Annotated in this window: 18 protein-coding genes, 2 tRNA genes and 1 pseudogene; 9 read left to right on the top strand and 12 right to left on the bottom strand. The window is 73.3% G+C overall.

The genetic code is table 11. The annotated features are described in order from the left end of the window. Positions 1–174: 174 nt before the first annotated feature. The 4 genes from prfB to GTW08_RS05680 all read right to left on the bottom strand — a co-directional run bounded on the left by prfB (position 175) and on the right by GTW08_RS05680 (position 4,140). Positions 175–1,281: a peptide chain release factor 2 gene (gene prfB, locus GTW08_RS05695; protein WP_073578362.1), complete on the bottom strand. Its 1,107-nt coding sequence runs from the start codon at positions 1,279–1,281 to the stop codon at positions 175–177. A 33-nt stretch (positions 1,282–1,314) separates the two neighbouring features. Further along, positions 1,315–1,824 (bottom strand): helix-turn-helix transcriptional regulator, encoded by a 510-nt coding sequence (locus GTW08_RS05690; protein WP_020621783.1) that lies wholly within the window; start codon positions 1,822–1,824, stop codon positions 1,315–1,317. 101 nt (positions 1,825–1,925) lie between these two features. Further along, positions 1,926–2,954, bottom strand: a complete 1,029-nt coding sequence (locus GTW08_RS05685) for an acyl-CoA dehydrogenase family protein (RefSeq protein WP_161151513.1) — start codon at positions 2,952–2,954, stop codon at positions 1,926–1,928. A gap of 13 nt (positions 2,955–2,967) precedes the next feature. After that, a complete protein-coding gene (locus tag GTW08_RS05680; RefSeq protein WP_062400611.1) occupies positions 2,968–4,140 on the bottom strand; it encodes an acyl-CoA dehydrogenase family protein in 1,173 nt (390 codons plus the stop codon). Between the two features lie 126 nt (positions 4,141–4,266). Between GTW08_RS05680 and GTW08_RS05675 the strand changes: the two genes are divergently transcribed. Both GTW08_RS05675 and GTW08_RS05670 read left to right on the top strand, forming a co-directional pair. Then, the gene (locus tag GTW08_RS05675) at positions 4,267–4,509 is read left to right on the top strand and encodes a hypothetical protein (RefSeq protein ID WP_062400609.1); all 243 of its coding nucleotides are present in this window, start codon (positions 4,267–4,269) and stop codon (positions 4,507–4,509) included. Positions 4,510–4,516: 7 nt separating this feature from the next. After that, positions 4,517–4,909 (top strand): hypothetical protein, encoded by a 393-nt coding sequence (locus GTW08_RS05670; RefSeq protein WP_073578360.1) that lies wholly within the window; start codon positions 4,517–4,519, stop codon positions 4,907–4,909. 6 nt (positions 4,910–4,915) lie between these two features. Here the strand turns inward: GTW08_RS05670 and GTW08_RS05665 are convergent, their stop codons facing one another. After that, positions 4,916–5,674, bottom strand: coding sequence for a tyrosine-protein phosphatase (locus GTW08_RS05665; RefSeq protein WP_073578359.1), 759 nt, complete (start codon positions 5,672–5,674; stop codon positions 4,916–4,918). Between the two features lie 52 nt (positions 5,675–5,726). After that, positions 5,727–6,197, bottom strand: a complete 471-nt coding sequence (gene soxR / locus GTW08_RS05660; RefSeq protein ID WP_073578358.1) for a redox-sensitive transcriptional activator SoxR — start codon at positions 6,195–6,197, stop codon at positions 5,727–5,729. Positions 6,198–6,636: 439 nt separating this feature from the next. Here soxR and GTW08_RS32855 point away from each other — a divergent pair, with 439 nt between their 5' ends. Next, the gene (locus GTW08_RS32855; protein ID WP_304580224.1) at positions 6,637–7,473 is read left to right on the top strand and encodes a transglycosylase SLT domain-containing protein; all 837 of its coding nucleotides are present in this window, start codon (positions 6,637–6,639) and stop codon (positions 7,471–7,473) included. A gap of 123 nt (positions 7,474–7,596) precedes the next feature. Next, positions 7,597–9,651, top strand: coding sequence for an acyltransferase family protein (locus GTW08_RS05650; RefSeq protein ID WP_083659146.1), 2,055 nt, complete (start codon positions 7,597–7,599; stop codon positions 9,649–9,651). A 3-nt stretch (positions 9,652–9,654) separates the two neighbouring features. Here GTW08_RS05650 and GTW08_RS05645 read toward each other — a convergent pair whose 3' ends face one another. Then, on the bottom strand, positions 9,655–9,879 hold the full coding sequence (locus tag GTW08_RS05645) for an RNA-binding S4 domain-containing protein (RefSeq protein ID WP_073578357.1): 225 nt from the start codon (positions 9,877–9,879) through the stop codon (positions 9,655–9,657). A 33-nt stretch (positions 9,880–9,912) separates the two neighbouring features. Between GTW08_RS05645 and GTW08_RS05640 the strand changes: the two genes are divergently transcribed. After that, positions 9,913–10,515, top strand: a complete 603-nt coding sequence (locus GTW08_RS05640; protein WP_073578356.1) for a class I SAM-dependent methyltransferase — start codon at positions 9,913–9,915, stop codon at positions 10,513–10,515. Here GTW08_RS05640 and GTW08_RS05635 read toward each other — a convergent pair. Further along, the gene (locus tag GTW08_RS05635) at positions 10,482–11,084 is read right to left on the bottom strand and encodes a TetR/AcrR family transcriptional regulator (RefSeq protein ID WP_073578355.1); all 603 of its coding nucleotides are present in this window, start codon (positions 11,082–11,084) and stop codon (positions 10,482–10,484) included. The genes GTW08_RS05640 and GTW08_RS05635 overlap by 34 nt on opposite strands. Positions 11,085–11,171: 87 nt before the next feature. Here GTW08_RS05635 and GTW08_RS05630 point away from each other — a divergent pair, with 87 nt between their 5' ends. Further along, positions 11,172–11,750, top strand: coding sequence for a dihydrofolate reductase family protein (locus GTW08_RS05630; protein ID WP_073578354.1), 579 nt, complete (start codon positions 11,172–11,174; stop codon positions 11,748–11,750). 43 nt (positions 11,751–11,793) lie between these two features. On the opposite strand, the gene GTW08_RS05625 is transcribed toward GTW08_RS05630, so the two are convergent. The 3 genes from GTW08_RS05625 to GTW08_RS05615 all read right to left on the bottom strand — a co-directional run bounded on the left by GTW08_RS05625 (position 11,794) and on the right by GTW08_RS05615 (position 15,112). Then, positions 11,794–11,870, bottom strand: a tRNA-Met gene (locus GTW08_RS05625). Positions 11,871–12,019: 149 nt separating this feature from the next. Beyond that, a tRNA-Met gene (locus GTW08_RS05620) sits at positions 12,020–12,096 on the bottom strand. A gap of 94 nt (positions 12,097–12,190) precedes the next feature. After that, the gene (locus GTW08_RS05615; protein ID WP_073578391.1) at positions 12,191–15,112 is read right to left on the bottom strand and encodes a UPF0182 family protein; all 2,922 of its coding nucleotides are present in this window, start codon (positions 15,110–15,112) and stop codon (positions 12,191–12,193) included. 267 nt (positions 15,113–15,379) lie between these two features. On the opposite strand from GTW08_RS05615, the gene GTW08_RS05610 reads away from it, so the two are divergent. Both GTW08_RS05610 and GTW08_RS05605 read left to right on the top strand, forming a co-directional pair. Continuing rightward, positions 15,380–16,384 carry a PDZ domain-containing protein gene (locus GTW08_RS05610; protein WP_083659145.1) on the top strand — a complete coding sequence of 335 codons (1,005 nt, stop codon included), beginning with the start codon at positions 15,380–15,382 and terminating at the stop codon, positions 16,382–16,384. 97 nt (positions 16,385–16,481) lie between these two features. Beyond that, positions 16,482–18,059 carry a zinc-dependent metalloprotease gene (locus GTW08_RS05605; RefSeq protein ID WP_073578352.1) on the top strand — a complete coding sequence of 526 codons (1,578 nt, stop codon included), beginning with the start codon at positions 16,482–16,484 and terminating at the stop codon, positions 18,057–18,059. Positions 18,060–18,066: 7 nt separating this feature from the next. Here GTW08_RS05605 and GTW08_RS05600 read toward each other — a convergent pair whose 3' ends face one another. Then, positions 18,067–18,708, bottom strand: a complete 642-nt coding sequence (locus GTW08_RS05600; RefSeq protein WP_083659144.1) for a M48 family metallopeptidase — start codon at positions 18,706–18,708, stop codon at positions 18,067–18,069. A gap of 91 nt (positions 18,709–18,799) precedes the next feature. Here GTW08_RS05600 and GTW08_RS05595 point away from each other — a divergent pair. Next, positions 18,800–19,340, top strand: a pseudogene (locus GTW08_RS05595) (hypothetical protein); the annotation flags it as partial.

Here is a 19,340-nt window from a genome sequence, read left to right as displayed (position 1 = left end):
CCGACCCGGCGCCGGCGAGCGCGGTGCCCGCGGCGGCCACGGTGTCCTGCGCCGACGGCGCGGTGGACGCGGCCGGAGCCCCGTCGGCGGCCGGCTCCGGGGACCCCGTCGTGCATCCGGCCAGGGCGAGGACGAGGAGGGCGCCGCAGACGGCGGACGCCCGGCGACCCCGGCTCACGAGGCCGATTCGGTCTGCTTGCGCCAGCGGATGCCGGCCTCGATGAACTCGTCGATCTGGCCGTCGAGCACCTGCGAGGGGTTGCCCTCCTCGTGCTCGGTGCGCAGGTCCTTCACCAGCTGGTACGGGTGCAGCACGTAGTTGCGCATCTGGTTGCCCCAGGAGGACCCGGCCTCCTTGAACGAGTCGCGCAGCTCGCGCTCCTCCTGCCGGCGCCGCTCCAGCAGCTTCGCCTGCAGCACGGCCATCGCCGACGCCTTGTTCTGCAGCTGGGAGCGCTCGTTCTGGCAGGCGACGACGATCCCGGACGGGATGTGGGTCAGCCGGACCGCCGAGTCGGTCGTGTTGACGCCCTGGCCGCCGGGCCCGGACGCGCGGAACACGTCGACCCGCAGGTCCTTCTCGTCGATCTCGATGTGGTCGGAGGTCTCGACGACCGGGGCCACCTCGACACCGGCGAACGACGTCTGGCGCCGCCCCTGGTTGTCGAACGGCGAGATCCGCACCAGGCGGTGGGTGCCGGCCTCGACCGACAGCGTCCCGAACGCGTACGGCGCGTGGACGGCGAAGGTGGCCGACTTGATGCCGGCCTCCTCGGCGTAGGACGTCTCGTAGACGTCGGTGCCGTAGCCGTGGCGCTCGGCCCAGCGCAGGTACATGCGCAGCAGCATCTCGGCGAAGTCGGCGGCGTCGATGCCCCCGGCCTCGGACCGGATGGTCACCAGGGCCTCGCGCTCGTCGTACTCGCCCGAGAGCAGGGTGCGGACCTCCAGCGAGGAGATCTCGCTGCGGAGCTTCGCGCGCTCGGCGTCGGCGTCCGCGACGGCGGACTCGTCGCCCTCGTCCTCGGCGAGCTCGTAGAGCACCGGCACGTCGTCGAGGCGGCGGCGCAGGTCGTCGAGGCGGCGCAGGTCGCCCTGGGCGTAGGCCAGCCGGCTGGTGATCTGCTGGGCGGCGTCGACGTCGTCCCAGAGGTCCGGCCGGCCCGCCTGCTCGGACAGTTCCTCGATCTCCTGGCGCAGCCGGGGCACGTCGGCGACGGCCTCGATGCTGGACAGCGTGGTGTCGAGGTCCTTCAGGTCGGCCTGGACGTCGGAGTTCACAACGGTCGAGGGTACGCGGGGGTGGGACCCGGTTCAGTCCTGGGGGATCGCGTCGATCAGCTTGATCATCGCCCGGGTGTGGGCGACGGCGAAGTCCGCGACCGGACGGCCGTAGGGGTCGTCGGTCGCACGGGCGGCGGCGCGGGCCACCGCGAGCCGCTCGGCGTAGGCCTCGCGGGCAGCCGCGACGAGCTCGGTGCGCTGCTTGACCGTCAGCGTCCCCGCGTGCAGCAGCCGCAGCACCAGCGGGCTGCGGACGGCGTCGGCGTCGCCGCCGGTGGCGAGCCAGTGCTTGAACGACCGCTTGCCGGCGGCGGTGATCACGTACTGCTGGCTGGCCCGCGGGCCCTGCTTGCCCAGGCGCAGCAACGCCTCCTCGGTCAGCGCGGGCAGCTCGCGGTAGACCTGGCTGCGGGTGACCGAGAAGAACAGCCCGAACCGCTCACCGGCCGCCGCCACCAGCTGCCCACCGGTCATCGGCCCGCCGTGGAGCAGACCGAGGAGGGCGGCGGCGGTGGCGTTGACCGGTGTGACGGGTGCCATCGTCCGACGGTCCCACGTCCGCGCCGGGCGCGCGAGTCCACAGCGCACATCCTCCCTGAGCAGACGGGGTGCACTGTGGCCTCACGCGGCCCACGGAGGGGTCAGGCCCCGATGGTCAGGGAGGCGATCCGCTCGCGGGAGACGGCGACGTCGCCGTACTGGCCGGCGAGCCGCTTGGCGCGCTTGTAGAAGAAGTGCGCCTCGTGCTCCCAGGTGTAACCGATGCCGCCGTGGAACTGGATCATCGCCGCGGTCGCCTGGAGCGCCACGTCGCTGCTCTTGGCCTTGGCGACGGCGACGGCGAGCTCGACACCGTCGAGCCCGGCGTCCACCGCGTGCGCGGCGTAGAGCGCCGCGTGCTCGGCCATCGTGACCCCGACGTGCAGGTCGGCCAGCGCGTGCTTGAGCGCCTGGAACGACCCGACGGGCACACCGAACTGGGTGCGCTCGCGGTCGTAGGCGACGGTGCGGGTCAACGCCTCGCGGGCGATGCCGACCAGGTCCGCGGCGACCAGCACGGTCGCCCGGTCGGTCAGCTGCTTCTGCAGCTCGACGGTGGTGCCGGGCAGCGCCTCGGCGGTCCCGCCGTCCAGCGACGCGAGCCGGGTGGTGCCGTCGTAGCTGCCGACCGGCGACGCCGTGGCGCCGGTGATCAGCGCCAGCCCGGGCAGGCCGTCCTCGGCCGGGGCGACGACGACGTCGGCGAGCGCGCCGTACTCCACCACCGGCAGACCGGTCGCGGCGCTGCCCCGGGTGGTGAACGCACCGACCGCCTCGCCCGCGGCGAGCTTCGGCAGCCAGGCCGCCTTCTGCTCGTCGGAGCCGGCGAGCCGGATCGCGTCGGCGGCCAGCACGGTGCCGCGCCACGGGCCGGGGGCGACACCCGCCCCGAGCGCCCGGGCGATCACCTGGGCCTCGACCAGGCCGAGACCGAGGCCGTCGTGCTCCTCGTCGACGGTGACCGCGGTCCACCCCTGCTCGCCCGCGGCGCGCCACAACGACGCCGGGTTGCCGTCGTCGGACGGGTTCTCGACGACCGTCCGCACGGCGGCGAGGTCGAAGCGCTCGGCCAGGTAGTCGCGCACCGCGGCGCCGAACTCCTGCTGGTCGGAGGTGAGTGCGAAGAACATGTGTCCGCTCCCCTTACCGCGGCAGGCCGAGCACGCGCTCGGCGGTGACGTTGCGCTGCACCTGCGACGAGCCGCCCCAGATGGTGACCGAGCGCGACCACATGGCCTGGGCGTGCAGCGGGCGCAGGTCGGTGCCGTCGGGCAGCGCGTCGAGCGTGGCGTCCTCGCCGAGGATCCGGTCGTAGACCTCCCAGAGGTCCTGGAACGCCTCGGACCACTGGAGCTTGGTCATCGACGCCTCGAAGCCGAGATCGCGGCCCTGCTCGACCTGGGTGAGCACGTGCATCGAGTGCAGCTTCAGGCACTCCAGCTCGACCAGGACGCGGGCCAGGTCGTCGCGGATCACCGGGTCGGTGTCGCGGCCGAGCCGCCGGGCGACGGCGGCGATCTCGTCGTACTGACGACGGAACTCGGTGTACTGGGAGATGCCGGACGCGCCGCGCTCGAACGAGAGCAGCAGCATCGCGGTGCGCCAGCCGTCGCCGATCTCGCCGAGGCAGTCGGCGGCCGGGACGCGGGCGTCGTCGAAGAAGACCTCGCCGAACTCGCTCGCCCCGCTCATCTGGCGCAACGGGCGCGCGGTGACGCCGGGCTGGTCCATGTCGATGAGCAGCATCGAGATGCCACGGTGCTTCTCCGACCCGGCCTCGGTGCGGACCAGGGTGAAGATCTTGTCGCCGTGCACGGCGTTGGTGGTCCAGACCTTCTGGCCGTTGACGACGAAGTCGTCACCGTCGCGAACGCCCTTGGTGGACAGCGCCGCGAGGTCGGAGCCGGCGCCGGGCTCGGAGAAGCCCTGGCACCACACGACCTCGTTGCGCAGCAGCGGGCCGATGATCTCCTTCTTCTGCGCGTCGGTGCCGATCGCCATGACCGTCGGCGCAAGGAAGGTCAGCCCGAGCGGGTTGACCGTACGGGGCGCCTGGGCGCGGACGGTCTCCTCGTCGTAGATGGCCTTCATGCCGGGTGTGCCGCCGCGGCCGCCGTACTCGACGGGCCACTGGATGCCGGCGAACCCGGCGTCGGCCTTGTCCCGCTCCCAGTCGCGCCGCAGCCGGAAGCTCTCGGAGTCCTCGAGGGACTCCCAGAACCCGGGGCGGGTCCACTCCTGCGGGATGTGGGCGCCGAGCCAGGAGCGCAGTTCCGCGCGGAACTCCTCCTCGGCCGGAGTGAAGGTGAGGTCCATGGATGAGCACCCGTTCTTCGTGTGAGGTCGGCACTGTCCCGCCCCGGAGCCTTCCATACCCGCCGGTAACCTGCCTCCCGCGGCGTGTCCGTGGCCCGGGCGGTATGCAGGGAGTAGCCTTTCGGTATGCGCAGCGAGCGGGTGACGGTGACGCTGCCGGCGGAGCTGGTGGCCGAGGCGAGGGACGCGGTGTCCCGCGGATCGGCGTCGAGCCTGTCCGCCTACGTGGCGGAGGCCGTGCAGGCACGACAGGACCGGGACCGTTCCCTGGCCACCCTGGCCGACCTCTACGGCGGTCCCCCGCCGGCCGACGAGCTGGATGCCGCGCGCCGTTCGCTGCGCCCGGTCCCGCCCGTGGCCGTCGGCTGAGCCCGCGATGATCGGCGGACGCGTACTCGACTCCTCGGCTCTGGCGGCCTTCGCGACCGGTCGCCCCGTCTACATGCGTGCCCTGGTCTGGGCCGCGGTGGAGGAGAACATCGTGCTCGCGGTGCCCAGCGCCGCCCTCGGTCGCGCCTGGTCGATGGTCGACGCCGAGCACCACGCCGCACTGCAGGTCCTGCTGGGTCTGCCGAACACCGTGATCCACGAGCTGTCCCCGGAGAGCGCCCAGGAGGCCGGACTGCTGCTGGCCTCCCAGGGGCTCGACGACATCGTGACCGGCCAGGTCGTCACCGCCGCCCGGCGGCGGGGCTGGCCCGCGGTCACCGGAGACCCGGGGGCGCTGCGCAAGCTCGACCCGATGGTGCCGATCGAGGAGCTGCCCTGAGCGTGCTCAGGCACTCCCGTCGCGCAGCCGGGTCCGGAGACGCGCCAGCTCGTCGTCGGTGAGGCCGTTCTCGCGCAGCCAGCCGACCGGACCGCCGTGGCGCTCGTCGAGCAGCCGCAGGAACTCGGCCATGACCTCGGCCCGCGGGCGGTGCCGGTCCAGCTCGTCGCCACCGGGCATCGGCTCGCCCGAGGCGGTCGTCCACTTCCGGAACAGGGCGTCGATCCGGGTCGCGGACAGCGCGTAGTCGGCGGTGATCTCCTCCCGCGGCACCCCGACCGCGGCGCACACCAGCGCGACGAGCACCCCGGTCCGGTCCTTGCCCGCGGCGCAGTGCACGACGGTCGTCCCGGAGTCCAGTGCCGCGATCCGGCGGACCCCGTCGACGACGTACTCACCGCGGCCCTCCAGGTAGGCGAGGTAGTGGCCGAGCATCGGGTGGGCGTCGCCGAGGTCGACCTCGGGCAGCGCGATCCCGGTCTCGGGGATGAAGCTGAGCCGGTGCACCGGCACCCCGGCTGCGGCGAGCGCACCGAGGCCGTAGGTCGTGCGTTCGTGGTCGGTGCGCAGGTCCAGCACCTGCGCGACGCCCAGCTCGTCGGTGAGGTACGCGACGGCGGCCGGCCCCAGCCCCTCCAAGGACTCGGTGCGCAGCAGGACGCCGGTGCGGACGCGGCCCCCGCCGTCGAGCGGGAGGCCGCCGACGTCACGGGCGTTGGCGAGGCCGTCGACGGTCAACCAGCGGTCCGGTACGAGATCGGTCACGACCCCAGGTTAGGCAGCCCGGGGCGCCACGGCAGCGGTCGCAGGGCAGGGCTCACCGGCCGTGCACCGGCGGGCGGCGCAGCGCGGCGGGCAGCACCCGGGCACCGTCGCCGTACGCGGCGGCGGCGTCGTCGGGGTTGACCAGCCGGCAGGTCGTCATCGACAGGCAGCCGCAGCCGATGCAGCCGTCGAGTCCGTCGCGCAGGGCGGTCAGCGCGTCGATCTGCTCGTCGAGCCTGCCGCGCCAGGACCGCGACAGCCGGGCCCAGTCCGACCGGGTCGGCGTCCGGTCCGCGGGCAGCGCGTCGAGGGCGGAGCGGACCTCCTCCAGCCCGACCCCGATGGACCGGGCCGCCCGGACGAAGGCGAGCCTGCGCAGCACGCTGCGCCGGTAGCGGCGCTGGTTGCCCGAGGTCCGGGTCGCGGAGATCAGCCCCTCGCGCTCGTAGTAGCGCAACGCCGAGTGCGGGAACCCGCTGCGCTCGACGATCTCCCCGATGGTCAGCAGGTCGCCCGCGTCCATGCCCGTCCCCGTCCTGTTACCCCGCCGCGGCCGCCCCCACACGCCGGTCCGCGCATCGGGACGGCCCGTACGAACCTCGAGCCGACTCCAGTATTGCGCCGTTCGTCGCGAGCCCGCCACCTGCGGGGACCGCCGTCCGTCGGCCGAGGCACACCGTCCACCGGGTTGCGCCCCGCACGCCATCAAGATCACGGAACCGGTGAACGGTGTCTGTCGCGCGGCGACCGACGACCCCGGGGCTGGACCCCCGCGGCGGGGCCCTCTACGGTCATCCCCAGTCATCACGGCCCGATCACGAGCGGGCTGGAGCCGGACTCCCCGACCGGCTCACCCGGGACCCCCGACCCGGCCGTTCGTGCGCGGCGCCGTCCGTGATCTGAAAGGCGTTTCCTTGCCCGGACACCGCTCCCCCGGTGGCCACCACGGGTTCCCCCGACCCGTGGCGACCACACCCGCAGCGACGGCCGCTGCACCGTCCCTCCGTTCCTCGCGGCACGGCGGCCCCGCGCACGCCGCGCGTCGTGCGGGCACCCGCACGGCCGCCACCGGCGCCGCGTTCGGCGTGCTCGCCTCCGGCGCGTTCGCCGCGATCGTCCCGACCACTCTGGACGGGACCTCGACGCAGGCCGACGCAGAGGAGGGCGGCACCACCGCCGCCACGACGCTGGCCGCGTACTCCGCGAGCATCCCCTCGGCCACGAAGGCCACGGACGGATCGACCTCCGGCTTCTTCAGCCCGGTCTCCTTCGCCCAGCCGTCCGCCGCGTCGGGCGCGCTGCAGGCCGCCGCCCCCGCCCAGGACGCCGACCTCGCGTCCATGGGCAAGGCGCACGAGATCGCGACGAAGATCGCCGCCGAGCACGCCAAGGCCGCCGCTGCCGAGAAGGCACGCCAGGCCGAGAAGGCACGGATCGACGCGATCGTCGCCCAGGGCGGGCTGGACGGCTGGATCGCCGAGGCCCTGGACCACATGGGACTGTCCCAGGCCTACGCGAGCGGGCTCAAGCGGATCATCCTCAAGGAGTCCAACGGGAACCCGCACGCCATCAACAACTGGGACTCCAACGCCGCGGCCGGCAACCCGTCCGAGGGCCTCATGCAGGTCATCCCCTCGACGTTCGCGGCCTACGTGCACCCGGACTTCGCGGACCGGTCGATCACCGACCCGATCGCGAACATCACCGCGGGCGTCCGCTACATGATCGACCGCTACGGCATCGACACCCTCGACGCGGGCGGCCGGGTCGGCAGCCACGGCGGATACATCGGATACTGAGCGAGACCCTGACCCCACGAGCGGCGGTCACCGGGGGAACCCGGTGGCCGCCGTCGTCGTTGTAGGGGTCGAATCGTAAACTTCCCTTTACCCGATCGTGCCCGCAACGAGGAGCTGCCACTCGTGTCGTCCCCCGGTGGAGCCCCCGCCAGCCGCACCACGACGACGGCCGGGGGCGTCGCGCGCCCCCGGTTCCGTCCGGAGCTGCAGGGTCTGCGCGCCCTGGCGGTGGTGCTGGTGGTCGTCTACCACGTCTGGGTCGGCCGGGTCTCCGGCGGCGTCGACGTGTTCTTCCTGATCACCGGCTTCCTCATCACCGGTGGTCTCCACCGGGCGGCGGCACGGGGCGGGGTCGACGTACTCGCCACGTGGCGCCGCCAGTTCTCCCGGCTGCTACCGGCGGTCACGGTCGTCCTCGTCGCGGGCGTGGTGGCCGGGTTCTGGCTGCTGCCGGAGAACCGCTGGATGCCGACCGTCCGGGAGACGGTCGCGTCGCTGCTGTTCCTGCAGAACTGGGAACTGGCACACAACTCGGTCGACTACGCGGCCCGCGACAACGCGGCCAGCATCGTCCAGCACTTCTGGTCGCTGTCCATCCAGGGTCAGTTCTACCTGCTCGCGCCGCTGGTCGTGGCCGGTGTCGCGATCGCGACCCGGCGGGACGGGGCCGACCTGCACCGGCGGCTCACCGGCACGCTGCTCGCCGTCGGCGCGGCCTCGTTCGCGTACTCGGTGTACCTGACGCTGGTGAACCAGCCGCTCGCCTACTTCCACTCCGCGACGCGGATCTGGGAGTTCGCGCTCGGCGGGCTGCTCGCGCTGTGGATCTCCCGGATCGAGGACCGGCCGGAGCTGACCCCCGGCACCCGCGCGGTGCTCGGCTGGGGCGGTGTGGCCGCGCTGGTCTCCTGCGGGATCCTGCTCCAGGTCGACCGCGCGTTCCCCGGCTGGGCGGCGCTCTGGCCGACGCTGGCCGCGGCGATGGTGCTGGTCGCCGGGCGGTCCGGGCACCGGTTCGGCGTCGACCGCCTGCTGTCGGGACGGGTGCTGCGCACGATCGGCGACATCTCGTTCCCGCTGTACCTGTGGCACTGGCCGATCCTGACGCTCACCCTGGTGCGCACCGGGCAGGACCGGCTGGACCTCGAGCAGGGCGCCGCCGTGATCGCGGTGTCGTTCGTGCTGGCCTGGCTGACCCACCGGTTCGTCGAGCAGCGGGTCGCCGCGCTCGACGTGCGCCACGCGCTGCGGACCGGCGGGGTGCTCGCGCTGACCGTGCTCGTCGCGGCGGGCTCCTGGTACGGGCTGGCCGCCGCGCGGGCGTCGACGCCGGTACTGGCGGGCTCGCCGTCGCACCCGGGCGCGGTGGCGCTGTCCCCGCAGTTCGACCTCGCCTCGCTCGACCCGGCCGACGCCGAGCTGACCCCGTCGCTGGTGCAGGCGCCCGACGACTGGAGCTACCGCGGCACCCACTGGGACTGCGGGCCCTCCGAGCACGGCGCGGAGCTCGAGGTCTGCACCGTGCCCGCGCCGGACCCGGAGACCTCGGAGCGGACGGTCGCCGTGGTCGGCGACTCGCACGCCCAGCAGTACGCCGCCTCGCTCGCGGTGATCGCCGAGCAGCGCAACTGGTCGATGGTGGGCATGTTCCGCGGGGCCTGCCCGATGTCGGTGCGCTCGGAGACCGTCGCCGACGACCAGGGCTGCACCGACTGGAACGCCGCGGTGCACGACCAGCTGGTCGCGATGCACCCCGACGCGGTCCTGACCCTGGCCAGCCGCGACGTGCGGCCCGGGCTGCACGAGCAGACCCCCGAGGGGTTCGTCCAGGCCTGGCAGCGGCTCGACGCGGCCGGGATCCCGGTCGTCGCCGTCCGCGACAACCCGCGCTTCGACTTCAACGTGGTCGACTGCGTCGCGACGCAGGGCCGGGGCGCACCGGCCTGCGAGATCGACCGGCACACGCTGTACCAGCCGTACCCGCCGTGGTCCGCGGTCCCGGGCGTCCCGCCGAACGTGGTGTTCGCCGACATGGCCGACGGCATCTGCGATCCGGCGGTCTGCCGCAGCGAGGTGGGCAACGTGCTCGTCTACATGGACGACAACCACCTGACCGCGACCTACGCCGAGACCCTCGCCCCGACGCTCGCGACGGCGTTCGACCACCTCGGCTGGTGAGCCTCAGACCGGGCGGACGCTCCGCCCGGCCACCGAGACGACGTCGCCGCGACGGAGCTGGGCGCCCCGGCGGTGCTCCGGTGCCCCGTTGACCGTGACCTCGCCCGCCTCGAGGATCTCGCGGGCGTGCACGCCGTCCTCGGCGAGCCCGGCGAGCTTCAGGAACTGACCGACCCGGATCGGCTCCTCGCGGATGGGCACGTCCTGCGGGGGCTGTGGCGTCCTCATGTCCCCAGTGTCCCCGCCGTAGCATCACCCGGCGTGGGTGACCACTACTTCAGCGCCACGCCGTCCGTCGCGAGCCACCGCGGGTCGGTCCGCCTGCACACGTCCGACGTGGACCTGTCGCTGGTGACCGACACCGGGGTCTTCTCGCACAGCCGCCTCGACCGCGGGACGAGGGTGCTGCTCGACACCGCACCCATGCCGCCGGTCCGCGGCCCGCTGCTCGACGTCGGCTGCGGCTACGGCCCGATCGCGCTCACCCTGGCCAGCCGGCGCCGCCGGCTTCCGGTGTGGGCGGTGGACCTCAACGAGCGCGCGCTGGGCCTCACCCGGGAGAACGCCGACGCGGCCGGGCTGGGCAACGTGACCGCCTGCCGTCCCGAGGAGGTCCCCGACGACGTCACCTTCGCCGGGATCTACTCCAACCCGCCGATCCGCTCCGGCAAGACCGCGCTGCACGAGCTGCTGCTGCGCTGGCTCCCGCGGCTCCTCCCGGACGGGCGGGCATACCTGGTGGTGGCCAAGAACCTGGGTTCGGACTCGCTGCAACGGTGGCTGAGCGACGAGCAGGGCTTCCCGACGACCCGCCTGGCCTCCGAGCGCGGCTACCGGGTGCTGGAGGTCGCACCGGCGCCCTGAGCGGGCGGGAGCAGCCCGTCGACGAGTGCGTCGACGACGGTGTCGGCCGGGGTGTCCGGGTCGATGGACAGGGTCAGCCGGTCCAGGAGCAGGCCGTCGACCGCGTAGTGGAACAGCGCGATCTCCGCGGGCCCGCCGGGCAGTCCCGCGGCCCGGTTGTAGGCGACGTCGGCGGCGAACCCGGTGCGCAGCCACTCCCCCATGACCTCGGCGACCTCCGGGCGCCGGACGGCCTCCAGGCGGAGCTCGAACAGCGCCAGCGTCACCTCCCGCTCCGCACCGAGCCGGCGCACGATGTCGCGGACGTGGTCGGCGAACATCGCGGGCCCCGCCTCCCCCGTACGCAGCCCGGCGACGGTGTCCGGGTCCGGCGCCAGCCGCTGCCCGATCCGGTCGGCCAGCGCACGGACGAGCTCGGCACGGGTCCGGAAGTAGTTCGACGCCGTGCCGGTCGGGACGCCGGCCTCCCGGTCCAGCGCGCGGTGGGTCAGCCCCCGGGCGCCCTCGCGGGCCAGGACGGCCAGCCCCGCGTCGGCCAGCCGCTGCCTGCGGTCGTCGTTGCGTGCCATGCGGGCACCCTAGACGAACCACGACGCCTGTTGTACTTTCGACGACCACGACACCCGTCGTGGTTGTCTCGACCCGGAGGTCTGCGCATGCGCGAGCTCGTCTACTACGTCGCGGTCTCGCTCGACGGCCGCATCGCGGCCCCCGACGACACCTTCGACGCCTTCCCGCAGACCGGCGACCACATCGACATGATCCTGCGGGAGTGGACCGACACGGTCCCGGCCGTCGGGCTGGAGGTGCTCGGGCTGACCGCGGACAACAGCCGGTTCGACACCGTGCTGATGGGCTGGAACACCTACGCCGCGGGCCTGGCGGTCACCGCCGACCCGTACCCGCACCTGGAGCAGTACGTCCTGTCGCGCAGCCGTCCCGCCGACGCGGTGCCCGCCGGGATCACCCTGACCGGGCGCGACCCGGTGGAGCTCGTCCGGGAGCTGAAGCAACGCACCGGCGCCGGCATCTGGCTCTGCGGGGGCGGGCGGCTCGCGGCCGCGCTGGCGGGCGAGATCGACCGGCTGGTGCTCAAGGTGAACCCGGTCGTGCTCGGGGCGGGCAAGCCCCTGTTCGACGACGGCGGCGGGTACCGGCCGCAGTCGTGGGACCTGGTGCGGTCGACGCCGTACCGCTCCGGAGTGATCGTCGCCGAGTACGCGCGGGTCCCCTGACAGGACGAAGGCCCCCGGGGTGCTCCCCGGGGGCCTTCGTGAGTGGTAGCGGGGGCAGGATTCGAACCTGCGACCTCTGGGTTATGAGCCCAGCGAGCTACCGAGCTGCTCCACCCCGCGCCGTCCGGGACCGCGTGCGATCCCGTCTGTGTTGTGTCACCACCGTACACCGGCCGTTCACCGGACCTCCGAGGGGGGTCGCTCCCGGCGACGGGGCCGGACCCCACGAAGAACGAAGGCCCCCAGGAGATCCTGGGGGCCTTCGTGGGTGGTAGCGGGGGCAGGATTCGAACCTGCGACCTCTGGGTTATGAGCCCAGCGAGCTACCGAGCTGCTCCACCCCGCGCCGAACGGAACCACGTGCGTTCCGTCTGTGTTGTAAGAGCAACCCTACACGCCGGGCCGGACCCCACCCGCAGGGGGGTCCGGCCCGACGATGATCAGCCGCCGGCGCCCTGGAACGCCGCGACCGCACGGTCCAGTTCGGCCAGCGCCTCGCCCTGCCTGGCGAAGTCACCGGACTGCTGGGCCGCCTTGAGCTCGTTCAGCGCCGCGCGGATCTGCTGCGCCGCGGTCGCCTGCGCCGCGTTGGGCGCCGCCGGGGTCTGGGCGCCCTGTCCGTTCGGCGTGGCCGGCGTCGTGGGCGTCGTCGGCTGGGCGGGCTGCCCGGTCGTCGGAGCGGCACCGCCCGCGGCGGCACCGGCTCCGGCGCCGAACACCTCGTCGAGGGCCCGGGACAGGCTCGCGTCGTAGCCGAGCCGGTCGCCGTAGAACACCAGGACGCGGGCCAGCTGCGGATAGGTCGAGTTGTCCTGACCGCCCGCCCGCTCGATGTACACCGGCTCGACGTAGAGCAGACCACCGGCCACCGGCAGCGTCAGCAGGTTGCCGTAGTCGATCGTGGTCTGGTTCTGCCGCAGCAGGTTCAGCTCGGAGGAGACCTCGGGCGAGCCGAGGAACCGGGCCTGGACCTGCTGCGGGCCGAGCGTCTGGGTCTCGTTCGGCAGCTGCAGCACGGTCAGCTTCCCGTAGGTGTCCGGGTCCGAGCTGGCCGAGACGTACGAGGCGAGGAACTGCCGCCGCAGGCTCACCAGCGCGCTGGTGAGCTGGAACGACGCGCCCTCCTGCCCCGGAAGACCCGCGTAGATGTAGTACGGCGGCTGCGCGTCCTGGCTGCCGCCGTTGCCGCCCTGCACGGTCGGGTCGGACGGGACGTCCCAGAACGACACGGTGGAGAAGAACTCGTTCGGGTCGTCGACGTGGTAGCGGGTCAGCAGCTCACGCTGGACCTTGAACTGGTCCTCCGGGTAGCGCAGGTGGGCCTGCAGGTCCGGGGTGATCGCCGAGCGCGGCTCGACCGTGCCCGGGAACGCCTTCTCCCAGGTCTGCAGCACCGGGTCGGACTCGTCGAAGGCGAAGAGCTTCACGGTGCCGTCGTAGGCGTCGACCGTGGCCTTCACCGAGTTGCGCAGGTAGCTGATCGTGTCGTTCGGCAGCTGCTGGCCATTGGGCCCGAGCCGGGAGTCCGACGTGGCGTCGCCCAGCTGCACGCGCTCGGCGTAGGGGAAGTTCTGCAGCGTGGTGTAACCGTCGACGATCCACTGCACCCGCCCGTCGACGACGGCCGGGTACGGGTCGTTGTCCAGCGTCAGCCACGGGGCCACCGCCTGCACGCGGTCCCGCGGGTTCCGGACGTACATGATCCTCGAGTCGGCGTTGATGGAGTTGTTGAACAGGATGTTCCGCTCGCCGTAGGCCAGCGCGAACACCGAGCGGTTGAACAGCCCGCCGATCGGGACGCCGCCGGCGCCGGTGTAGGTGTACTGCGCCTCGTCGGAGTCGTACTCCCGCGGCGCGGTACCCGGCTCGGCACCGACGATCGAGTACTGGTTGTCGAGCAGCTCGCCGTAGTAGATGCGGGGCTGCTGGACGGGCACGAAGCCCTGCTGCTGGGTGTCGGAGACCTGGAAGTTCGGCAGGCCGCCGGAGCCGCCCGCATCCTCCAGGGCCTCGTTCACCTGGTTCGCCGGAGCGGCCACGATCCCGTTGCCGTGGGTGTAGACCAGGTGCCGGTTGATCCAGTCCTGCTGGTTGTTCACCAGGCCGTTGGCGTTCATCTCGCGCGCCGCGACGACGTAGTCACGGGTCTCGCCGTCGACGGTGTAGCGGTCGATGTCGAGGTTGGGCGAGAACCCGTAGAAGTTCCGTCGCTGTTGGAGCTGGGTGAACGTGCGATTGAGCTTGCCCGGGTCGAGCAGCCGGATGTTGGGGATGGTGTCGGTGTCGGCCCGGACCTGGGCCGGTGTCGCCTCCGACGTGCCCGCGTAGGGCGCGATGTCGACCTTGTCCGGCCCGATGCCGAAGGCGTCCCGGGTCGCCGCGATGTTGCGTTCGATCGACGGGGCCTCGTTGACGTTCGCGTTGGGCGCGACGACGAACTGCTGCAGCACCAGCGGGAACGCCGTGCCGACCAGGATCGAGGAGACGACCAGCATGACCACGGCGACCGCCGGGATCTGCAGGTTCTGGCGGAACGCGGCGACGAAGAACGCGAGCGCGCAGATCACCGCGATGACCAGCAGGATCAGCTTGGCCGGCAGGACCGCGTTGAGGTCGGTGTAGGTGGCGCCGTAGAACGTCTGCGCATTGCGGTTGGACCACAGCAGGTCGTAGCGGTCGAACCAGTACGCAACGGCCTTGAGCAGCACGAACACCCCGGCGAGCACGGCGAGCTGGGCACGCGCGGCGGTGGAGACGAAGCCGGAGCGGCCGGACAGCCGGATGCCCCCGAAGATGTAGTGGGTCACCAGCGCGAGCACGAAGCAGATCGCGACGGCGACGAACAGCCAGTTCAGGCTCATCCGCAGGAACGGCAGGGTGAAGGCGTAGAACCCGATGTCGTTGCCGAACTCGGGATCGGCGCGGCCGAACGGGGTGCCGTGCAGGAACATCTGCACGGTCTGCCACTGCGTCGGCGCCGCGAGCCCGGCGATCAGACCGATCACGACCGGAACGCCGACGGCGAACAGGCGCAGGCGCTGGATGATCGTGGTCCGGTAGCGCGCGACCGGGTCCTCGGGTCCGGACACCGGCACGAAGACCGGGCGGTAGCGGTAGGCCAGCCACAGCGTCAGCGCGACCAGGCCGCCCACCACCAGGGCCACGACCCCGAAGAGCACGATCTGGGTGAACAGCCGGGTGAGCTGGACGCTCCGGAAACCGACCTCGCCGAACCACAGGTAGTCGACATAGAAGTTCAGCAGCCGCGAGCCACCGAGCAGAAGCACTACGAGGACGCCCGCGGCGACCAGCAGGATCCGGGTTCGGCGGGTCAGCGACGGCGCTCCCACAGGGGGCCGCATGGACGACACGGGCACACTCCACAGTTCGGGTACGACTCGTGGAGAGCGCGGCCGGCTGGGGCGACGGCACGGTTCTCCGAGGGCAACTGTACGGAGGTTCGGTGAAGTCGCGGTCGGGTCCCGGTGTGTCGGGACGAAAACGACACATCGGGCGGCACCCACCGGGCTCTCCGACCGCATCGTCGCAGGACGGGCCGGGGTCGGGCGCGCCGTCGTCGTCGCACGATCGTAGGGTTCCCTCCCGTGGGCGTTCGATCTTCGACGTGGGTGACCGCGGTCCTCGTACTGCTGGCCCTCACGGCGGTCGGGACCGTGGTCCCCGCGCCGGTCGTCGCCCTCGGGCCGGGGCCGACCTTCGACACCCTCGGTGAGGTCGAGGGCACGCCTGTCGTGTCCGCGGAGGGCCTGCCGACCTACCCGACGACCGGGCACCTGAACATGACCACCGTCGGCGTCACCGACGGGATCTCGACGCTGCGGGCGCTGGGCATGTGGGCCTCGGGCACCTACCGGCTCGCGCCGCGCTGGTCGCTGTACCCGCCCGGCGAGTCCACCGAACAGGTCACCCAGGCCAACCAGCAGGAGTTCGACGGCTCGATCGCGAACGCCGAGGCCGCGGCGCTGACCCACCTGCGCCTGCCGACCCGGGTCACGGTCGGCGCGCTGACCGACGGCTCGCCGTCGGCGGGGGTGCTGGAACCCGGCGACGAGATCCGCGCCGTCGGCGCCACCCCGGTGACCTCGGTCCAGGGCCTGCTCGACGCCATGGGGACCGCCCGCCCCAGGCAGCCGGTCACTCTCACCGTCCGCCGCGGGGACGCCGCGCCGCGCCAGGTCGCCGTCACCCCGGCCGCCCACCCGGACGACCCGGCGCGGGCCTTCCTGGGCATCACCCCGGCCACCTCCCCAGCCGAGGGACAGAAGCTGACCATCACCCTGGGCGACGTCGGCGGCCCCTCGGCCGGGCTGATGTTCAGCCTGGCGCTGGTCGACAAGCTGACCCCGGGTCCGCTGACCGGCGGCCGGTTCGTCGCCGGCACCGGCACCATCGACGCCGAGGGCCGGGTCGGGCCGATCAGCGGCATCCGGTTCAAGATGCTGAAGGCCCGCGAGGTCGGTGCGCAGACGTTCCTGGTGCCCGCCGCGAACTGCACCGAGGCCGCCGAGGACGCGCCCGACGGGCTCCGGCTCGTGCGGGTCGGGACCCTCGACGAGGCGGTCGGGGCGCTGACCACCCTCGACACCGGCGGTACGCCGGCCGGCTGCTCGTAGTTCCCCGGTCCGCTCCCGGCGAACACCGCCCCACCAGGCCCGATCCACCGGCTGTCGGGGCGGCGACCACCCCCCGGGCCCGCGTACGGTGGACGCCATGAGCGACGTCCCCTTCGGCTTCGGCCCCGCCGACCGTGACCGCGACCGCGAGCCCGGCGACCAGCCCGACTCGGGTTCCGGCGACGCCTCCGGCAAGGACGGGGGCACGTCGGGCAAGGACGGGAAGGGCGAGCCCGAGGGCCCGAAGGACCCGTTCGGCTTCGGGTCGCACCCCCAGTCCGACGACCCGTCGGGCGCGTCCGGCGGCGCGGGCCAGAACCCGTTCGCGGCGTTCGGCATGGGCGGGATCCCCGGCATGCCGGGTATGCCCGGCGGGGGCCAGTTCGACATGAGCCAGCTCGGGCAGATGCTGTCCCAGCTCGGCCAGATGCTCTCCAGCAGCGGCTCCTCCGACGACGGCCCCGTCGACTACGACCTCGCCGCCCGGATCGCCACCCAGCAGCTCGCGCAGTCGACGTCGTCGCTCACCGACGCCCAGCGCACCGGGGTCGCCGAGGCCGTGAAGCTCGCGGAGCTGTGGCTCGACCCGGCGACGTCGTTCCCCTCCTCCGGCGGCGAGGTGAAGGCCTGGACGCCGTCGGACTGGGTGCGGGCCGGCATGCCGACCTGGAAGCGGCTCTGCGACCCGGTCGCGACGCGGCTGTCGTCGGCCTGGGTCGAGGGTCTGCCCGAGGAGGTCCGCGGCGCGGCGGGCCCGATGCTGGGGATGCTCGGCAAGATGGGCGGGATGGCGTTCGGCAGCCAGCTCGGCCAGGGCCTGGCGCAGCTCGGCAAGGAGGTGCTGACCTCCACCGAGCTCGGCATCCCGGTCGGCCCGGAGCGCACCTCCGCACTGCTGCCCGAAGCCGTCGCCCGGTTCACCGAGGGCCTGGACCGCCCGGCCGGTGAGGTCACGCTGTTCCTCGCCGCGCGCGAGGCCGCCCACCAGCGGCTGTTCACCCACGTGCACTGGCTGCGCGAGCGGCTGCTCGGCGCCGTCGAGGAGTACGCCCGCGGCATCACCGTGGACACCTCGCGGATCGAGGAGCTCGCCCGCGGGATCGACCCGTCGAACCCGGAGTCGATCCAGGAGGCCATGCAGTCCGGCATGTTCGAGCCGGAGGACACACCGCAGCAGAAGGCGGCGCTGGCCCGGCTGGAGACCCTCCTCGCCCTGATCGAGGGCTGGGTGGACACCGTCGTCGCCGAGGCGCTGACCGAGCGGCTGCCCGGGGCCGAGGCGATGCGCGAGACGATGCGCCGCCGCCGTGCCTCGGGCGGGCCCGCGGAGCAGGCGTTCGCGACGATCGTCGGGCTGGAGCTGCGGCCGCGGAAGCTGCGGGCCGCTGCGGACCTCTGGAAGCTGCTGGGCGCCGAGCGCGGCGTCGAGGGCCGCGACGCGGTCTGGGCGCACCCGGACCTGATCCCGTCGGCCGACGACCTGGACGACCCGGCCGCCTTCGTGCGCGGCGGGGCGGTCCCGGACGACCCGATCGCCGAGCTGGAGCGCCAGATGGCGGCCGACGCGGAGAAGGGGAAGACCGAGGCGTCCGGGACCCCGGAGGAGCCCGGGACGGAGAAGTCCTCCGCGGAGGACACCGACGGCGAGGACGGGACGGACCGGAAGGACTCCTGAGCCCGGCTCAGGTCCCGGTCGCGCGGACCGGCTCCATCCCGGGGCCGGTCCCGCCGAACCCGCCGACCTCACCGTCGGCGTCGGCGACCCCGTCGGGCTCGTCGGCGGTGGCCGGGTCGCCGTCGACACCGGTGATGCCGAGCTCCGCGGCCGCGTTGAGGCCCTCCAGGTAGCCGATGGCCCGCTCCGTGCGCGGGTAGCGGCGCACCCAGGACCAGAAGACGTCGTCGTGCGCGGCGGACAGCAGGTGGGCCAGCTCGTGCACCAGCACGTAGTCGACGACCCAGCCCGGCGCGTCCCGCAGGCGCTCGCTGATCCGGATCGTGGCGTCGTCGGGGGTGCAGGACGCCCAGCGGGTGCGCATCGTCGGCACCCACCGGATCGACGACGGCCGCGCGCGCCCCTCCAACCATCGCTTCGACAGCTCCAGGCCGCGGCGCGCCAGGGCCTCGTCGTTGTTGCGGCCCGGTGAGCGGCGGCGGGCCTCGCTCGCCTCGACGCGCCGCACCATCTCCGCGACCCAATCGCGTTCCTGTTCGGCGGACATCCAGCCCGGGATGAACACGACGAGCCGTTCCCCCTCCCGCCGGGCACTGACCATGCGCTTCCGGCGGGCGCTGCGTCGGACCTCTACCGGGGGACTCGCCATGGCTCCAGGGTAGGCCGCCCCGGTTCGCGGATGCGAACGGCGCGGACGTGTTCCGGCCCCGTCGCCGCACGGAGCGGGCACCGTGGCACCGGTGACCGGACTGCCCGCACGGCTCGCGCTCGCCGCCCACCTCGCCGTCCTCCCGGCCGGGCCACGAGCCCGCCGGATCGGGTCCGGCCCACCCCGGGCCCGGCTGCTGGAGGAGCTGTCCCCCGCCGCCGTCGACGCACTGGACCGGCTCGCCGACGGCCCGTGCCCGACCGGTGCGCTCACCCGGGGCGACGACGAGGTCGCGGTGCTGCTCGCCGTCCTGTGGCGGGCGGGGCTGCTCGCCGACCCGGACGTCGTGGACCGGGTCCGGCGGCGCCGGGAGGGCACGCTGGTCGAGGTCCGCGGCAACGGCGCGCTCGCCGTGGCGGTCGTCGCCGGACTGGCCCGGGCCGGGATCGGACAGCTGTACCCGCAGGTCGGCGGGGTGACGGGCGCCGACGACGTGCTGGCCGGGCTGCCGGTGGGGCCGGGCCGGGACCGCGGGGAGGAGCTGCGCACGTTCCTGCGCGACGCCGGTGTCGACACCGATCCGCCCCGGCGGGTGCCCGCGGACCTGGTGGTGCTCGCCGACGACGGGCCGA

It is taken from the genome of Pseudonocardia sp. SID8383 (genome assembly GCF_009864975.1).
Taxonomy (GTDB): domain Bacteria; phylum Actinomycetota; class Actinomycetes; order Mycobacteriales; family Pseudonocardiaceae; genus Pseudonocardia; species Pseudonocardia alni.
This window is presented reverse-complemented; position numbering and strand designations above follow the sequence as displayed.

Bases quoted from the DNA above. Each gene is read 5' to 3' on its own strand.
- GTW08_RS05605 (WP_073578352.1), top strand. From the start codon at position 16,482: ATGAGCGACGTCCCCTTCGGCTTCGGCCCCGCCGACCGTGACCGCGAC.
- GTW08_RS05680 (WP_062400611.1), bottom strand. From the start codon at position 4,140: ATGGACCTCACCTTCACTCCGGCCGAGGAGGAGTTCCGCGCGGAACTG.
- GTW08_RS05635 (WP_073578355.1), bottom strand. From the start codon at position 11,084: ATGGCACGCAACGACGACCGCAGGCAGCGGCTGGCCGACGCGGGGCTG.
- GTW08_RS05615 (WP_073578391.1), bottom strand. From the start codon at position 15,112: ATGCGGCCCCCTGTGGGAGCGCCGTCGCTGACCCGCCGAACCCGGATC.
- GTW08_RS05675 (WP_062400609.1), top strand. From the start codon at position 4,267: ATGCGCAGCGAGCGGGTGACGGTGACGCTGCCGGCGGAGCTGGTGGCC.
- GTW08_RS05645 (WP_073578357.1), bottom strand. From the start codon at position 9,879: ATGAGGACGCCACAGCCCCCGCAGGACGTGCCCATCCGCGAGGAGCCG.
- GTW08_RS05630 (WP_073578354.1), top strand. From the start codon at position 11,172: ATGCGCGAGCTCGTCTACTACGTCGCGGTCTCGCTCGACGGCCGCATC.
- GTW08_RS05670 (WP_073578360.1), top strand. From the start codon at position 4,517: ATGATCGGCGGACGCGTACTCGACTCCTCGGCTCTGGCGGCCTTCGCG.
- GTW08_RS05690 (WP_020621783.1), bottom strand. From the start codon at position 1,824: ATGGCACCCGTCACACCGGTCAACGCCACCGCCGCCGCCCTCCTCGGT.
- soxR (WP_073578358.1), bottom strand. From the start codon at position 6,197: ATGGACGCGGGCGACCTGCTGACCATCGGGGAGATCGTCGAGCGCAGC.
- GTW08_RS05600 (WP_083659144.1), bottom strand. From the start codon at position 18,708: ATGGCGAGTCCCCCGGTAGAGGTCCGACGCAGCGCCCGCCGGAAGCGC.
- GTW08_RS05685 (WP_161151513.1), bottom strand. From the start codon at position 2,954: ATGTTCTTCGCACTCACCTCCGACCAGCAGGAGTTCGGCGCCGCGGTG.